This is a genomic window from Pseudoalteromonas sp. NBT06-2, from assembly GCF_002276045.1.
In the GTDB taxonomy this organism is placed as follows: Bacteria; Pseudomonadota; Gammaproteobacteria; order Enterobacterales; family Alteromonadaceae; genus Pseudoalteromonas.
The window spans coordinates 1-343 of record NZ_NQMR01000451.1 but is presented as its reverse complement, the minus strand read 5'-3'; the positions used below and the strand labels follow the sequence as shown (position 1 = coordinate 343).

General features: G+C 42.6%; 1 pseudogene. It reads left to right on the top strand.

Annotated elements, in window-relative coordinates:
- Window positions 1–343: pseudogene (locus CJF42_RS28015) on the top strand (IS1634 family transposase); the annotation flags it as partial.

Here is a 343-nt window from a genome sequence, read left to right as displayed (position 1 = left end):
AACCAGGTGAAGGAGATACCAGCAGAGCTGACAGCAAAAATGAACAACATACCGACACCCGCCCTCGGTCATTCCAAAGCGCACCGACATGATTTAAAACAGCTAGTTATGTCATTAACCGTGACAGGCGCTGCTGCTATGCCATTGTGGTTTGAAGGCTTATCCGGTAATAGCAGTGATAAAACCAACTTTCATGACAGCATCGCTAAATTCGAATCGTTTAGAAGTAATATTGCATTGGCCGACGAATTTTTATGGGTTGCGGACTCAGCACTTTATAGCAAAGGTAAGCTACAAGATTCTCACATTAAATGGCTCACACGTATTCCTCAAACTAAAAAAA